This is a genomic window from Novipirellula sp. (genome assembly GCF_041583735.1).
In the GTDB taxonomy this organism is placed as follows: Bacteria; Planctomycetota; Planctomycetia; order Pirellulales; family Pirellulaceae; genus Novipirellula.
In genome coordinates this window covers 1-4828 of the sequence record NZ_JBFHFD010000658.1, presented here as the reverse complement: position 1 = coordinate 4828, position 4828 = coordinate 1, and the positions used below count along the sequence as shown (strand labels likewise).

The 4828-nt window shown below is 52.7% G+C and carries 2 protein-coding genes; one reads left to right on the top strand and one right to left on the bottom strand.

The features are described 5' to 3' along the window. Positions 1-1526 precede the first annotated feature (1526 nt). Positions 1527-2744: a hypothetical protein gene (locus ABX962_RS30375; protein WP_372725177.1), complete on the top strand. Its 1218-nt coding sequence runs from the start codon at positions 1527-1529 to the stop codon at positions 2742-2744. Between the two features lie 436 nt (positions 2745-3180). On the opposite strand, the gene ABX962_RS30370 is transcribed toward ABX962_RS30375, so the two are convergent. Beyond that, a complete protein-coding gene (locus ABX962_RS30370; protein WP_372725175.1) occupies positions 3181-4557 on the bottom strand; it encodes an AI-2E family transporter in 1377 nt (458 codons plus the stop codon). Between the last annotated feature and the right edge of the window lie 271 nt (positions 4558-4828).

The window sequence follows — 4828 nt, the reverse complement described above, 5'->3', positions numbered from 1 at the left end:
TAAAGCGACGACGGGTCGCTTTCTCAGCCACCTCAGGATTTTTCTTAACTTTTTTGTTGGCGATTTCGGTCATGTAAACTTTCCGTGCCCTCGACTTTGAAAAACTTCAAAGTTGTCTCACTCATGTTGGCACAGAGGGCAGAGGGGACCCGAAACGGGTGTCACACCTATAGTGTCACAGTTTATTGCATCAGGTGACAGCCATCTGGCTTGGGGCAACGGAAAACACTTGGGGCGAATCATACCTATGAACCAGTTAACAGCCGGGGGCCGGCACCCCGGCCAATCGCAACGTCTTGGGATCAACGGATTTCCATCAGTTCAGAACGGATGTCATCAACCCAAGTCCATAGACCATAACATCGGCGTCAGGTTGTACGTCGGGTATTCAACCCCCGCGCCACGGCCAACAGATCAACCCGGCCGGCATCATCAAGCGATTGCCACAGCGTCAGCAATTCGACGGCATCGGGACACGTCCGCAACAGCTCTGATACCACCGGTGATACCACCACGGACCCCAAATCGCTGTTTTCCTCGAAGTCTATTGAGATTGTTCCGGACCCTCCGGGTGTACTCAAACCCGTTTTCGACGCGATCCACTGCGTCGCAAGCGGGTTTTTTCGTGCTTTTGCGGCATTTTCGCAGATCCAAGCGACGTCTCAACTGCGCGAGCGGCTTTCTTTCGGCTCACCGCGTCGTGGCAATCGCCGGGTAATTCCGAGTGTAAAACGCCCGATCGACGACGCCCCCGCCCGCACCACCGCGCAAGCTGCCCCGTCGCCGTTGACCGTCCCATGGCAAAGAATCGTCGATGGTACAGGTGCACAACACCGGCCTATTTTCGCTCGACAGCCAGCAAGGCGACTCGCAGTCGGCGACGACTTTGGTTGCGGCAACCTCGAAGTCATTCCAAGCTTCCAATCGGCCGCTCACGCTAGTCTCGCATGCCCTCGCAAGATGCTCTGCCCCCGATGGCTCCCGATGGCTATGGCTCCCGTTGCCTCCGCCCCAAGGTCGCTGCAACCCTTGGAGAATCCCAATGGGGGAGACAACGAGAACGGTTGGCCTCCCCTTGGTTTCCCGCAGAAGCATTTTGGCGTTCGACAAATAGATTGACGACACTAAGGTCTGGTAGCCAAACGCATTCGAAATAACTGAAGATGGCAAAAACATCCTGGTTTGAATTTCGTTGCCGTTGGCTTCCTAACAGGTTCCTATACGTGTCCGTAGCTGCGTCGAGCACTCTTACTTAAATTTATCCATCGCGACTCACGTATACTTTTTTTGATAACCACCTCTCATATGACGCCTTCGCCGAAATCAATTCACCGCCCCAAAGGATTTTTGCAAACACCCTGGACTTGGTGAGGCGAACTTTTATCTCAATAAGATTGGGGGAAAAGACTTCTGCATCAACACGATTCAAATTGCCCAGTTGACGGCACGGGGAGTTCCGCCAAACCAAGCATTTCTGTTTCACCGAAAGACTGTTCGTACCTTCTTTACTCTCTGGCTTTTTTTGAATGGAACTGCAAATGTTTGTGCGAATACTAGTCGTCAGCATTTTTGTAGGGAGCACCTGGGCCTCATCAGATGAGCCTCTAGTTGGACTCGCTCATTTAATAGAGGCTCGTGTCGAAGCAACTGACTTCGAGAAGATTGCCCCAAGCGAACAGGAAATGATCCAAGCGATTGTTAAGGCAACCGGCGTCCAGATGGCTACTCGCTATAAGGGCGGCGAAACGGTACGGCGAAACCAACATGCAAAGAGTCACGGATGCGTCGCCGGAAAATTCACAATCCGTGAAGATATTGACGCAAAATACCAAGTCGGATTATTTAGCAGCGTGAGAAGCTACGATGCGATTGTTCGCTTCTCCAACGCGGATTCGCGCGACCGCGACGATTCGCCGGAGCTCGCTCCTGGCGTCCGTATGCACGGAAGTCGTGGGATGGCAATTAAGGTGCTAGGTATATCTGGGGAGTCCTTACTTCCGCAGCACGGCGCTTTGACACAGGATTTCGTTATGATCAATTCGCCAGTTTTTGTTTTCGCCAATGTAGAGGACTATGCACTGGCTAGCCGATTGATCGCTGAACACGGGGATGATAAAGGGGGTACTGAATTCTTCAGAATGCGTCAAATGCCAGGAACTACAGCAGAGCAAAAGGCCAGAGCCGCAGAGACCGGAAGAATCGCAGCCCAAATACGATCCGCTGGAACACCTGCCCCATTTCAAACTCCGCCGACCACTCCTTTCGAGAATTCATACTTTGGCGCGGCTCCCTTTTTGTTCGGCACTGATCAGGTAATGCGTTTTCGTGTCGTGCCAATCGATGAAAACGCGGAGGGCAAACAGCCACTGATCGAAGAGTCTAACTACCTTCGTGAGGGACTCGCCAACCGGCTAAGCTCAGGTGAACCAGTCCGCTTCGTTTTCGAAGCTCAAATTCGCTCGAAAGCACAAATCACTGACATCATCACACAAATCGAAAATGCAAGTCTTGAATGGCAGGACAATCCAGAAGAATATCCCTGGACCGCATTGGCAGACTTAGTAATCAGCTCCTCTGAACCGCTAGATGAAGCAGTGTGTGAGTCGCTTGTGTTCACGCCGTGGCATTGTCTAAAAGAGCACCAACCTCTCGGCTCCATCAATCGGCTGCGAAAAGCAGTCTATTTAGAATCTGCAATGATTCGCAATACGCCGAAGGAACCAGCTTCTTTGCCCGACCGTTAGTCTCCCATCGAAGCAGAGCTCCGATTTGCCTGGGTTGGTTGCACTGTTCGGCTGGGAGGGCTATCTGAGTTTGTAAACGGCAGTAAAGTGTCGGCGAACGGTTTTTCCAATGACTTCAGGATCTCTTTGCAATACTTTTCTGGCCATGTCGGTCATGAGATTTCTCCGTGCTCTCAACTATTAAAACAACTTGCTAGCTGTCTCACGTATGCAGGCACAGTGGGCAGCCCCTCTCGCCCAAGCAAGCTTGGGCGAGAGGGGGATCCAACGGAGAGGCAAGCGATCAAGCGAGCTGGGCAGTCGCGAAGCGGTGGTGGCACCTAGCCGTGGGCGTGAGTCCACGGAAGACGATTTCTGCGGCAACCGACTGTAGCATGACTCTTCTGCGCCATGCCGGTGTGACCGATGGAAAAACGCACGGCCCAAAGGGGCCATGCTACGGCTGAAGCCGCGACGGACGAGCAGAGCGGCCGGCCATCAAGGCGGCCAGCGGTTTCGTCTCGTCAAATCGTTCCAACACAATCTTGAACCCCGCGGCGATCGGTGTCGCCAAGAACATGCCAATGATCCCCCACATCATCCCCCAAAACATCAGCGATAGTAGCACGACGACGGGATGCAAATCGGATGATTCCCCCATCAACTTGGGCTCGACCAAATTGCCGCTGGCCACTTGAATCAACGACGTCACCCCAATTGCGGAAATCATCCACGCCAAATTGCCGCTGGGGTCAAATAGGATCAACGGAACCGGCAATAGACTGGCTACGATCGGTCCGACGTTGGGCACAAAATTCAGCAAGAAGGCCAGTACGCCAAACGTAAACGCCATCGGCACACCAAATAGTCGCAGCGCTAATCCAAATGCCAACCCGGTGAAGATCGAGATGATCGTTTTCAGCCCCAAGTACACTCGCACTTGATGGTTGATCTCTTGAATCGTTTCGTTGTGTGAAACCAACGATGGCGTTCCTAACAACAAAAAGAAGACAAAGATCAACACCACGACGCTGGTCGATACCAAACTGAACAGTGATTGTGAGACGATTGCGATGCCTTGCCGAGCAAGCGATTCCACCAACTCTTGTGATCCACCCGGTCGTGGCGGCGGGGTGTGAGGAACCTGGGGCTCCGCGTCGACAATCATTGACGATTGTATTGGGGTTGGACCGATCAAATCACGGCTGGCTTCAATATCGGGAGCCTGCGGGGATACCAATGCCAAATTGTCTTCAGGCTCGTCTACTTCATCGGACACTGCTCGAGGAACCTCCAGCGGCAGTAGCACTGCGTCCTCGGGATTGGGCTCCGATTGGTTTTCGCGATCAGACTCGTCTGTCGACACGAGCTCGTCGCTTCGCGGTCGACGAAAATTTAGATCAAGTGTGACATACTTATCCACTTGCTGGGCGATCGCTTCGATCCGGTCAACGTAGCGAGTAGAGTTCTTCGCCAGATCGGTCATCGAAATGGAAATCGCCATGCCAAACAGGATCAGCAGTGCGACACCGGAGAGAAACGTGATGGCAGCAGCGACGATCCGAGTCACCCCCAAAGTCCGCTCCAACACCGAAAGGATCGGACTGAGACCGCTGACGACAAACAGGGCCACCACGAATGGCACCAAAACCGGTCGCAGCCAATAGATCAAGTAAGTGGATCCGAGCACCGCCAACACCAACAGGGAAGCGGTTTGTATTTTCTGCTGCGTTGATCGATCGATATCAAACAGCGGTGTTTGCAGTTTATCTTTACGTGCAAAGTCGGCTGGCGGCGGATTTGGGTTGGGTGGGCCTTGGTCGAACATGCTCATCGATTGGATTGGATGAAGTTTTCAGGACGAGAACGCGGAAGTAGAGAAAACGATACGCAATCCGTTTATAATCTTGGTATCACGATGACGCTACGACAGGGGCCGATCCAGAAGGCAAAACAAAACTGCTGGCATCCCAAAGCTATTTCACGTAGATCACGACGCTGTTGGATGATCTACGTGACAAGCCCAAACGGGATAACGTCAAAACCTTTGGCCAAGCTGCGATTTGGTACGACAAATACGCTCGAAAAATCGATCGCATGTCGAT

Coding starts and splice junctions, on each gene's coding strand:
- ABX962_RS30370 (WP_372725175.1), bottom strand. CDS start 4,557: ATGAGCATGTTCGACCAAGGCCCACCCAACCCAAATCCGCCGCCAGCC.
- ABX962_RS30375 (WP_372725177.1), top strand. CDS start 1,527: ATGGAACTGCAAATGTTTGTGCGAATACTAGTCGTCAGCATTTTTGTA.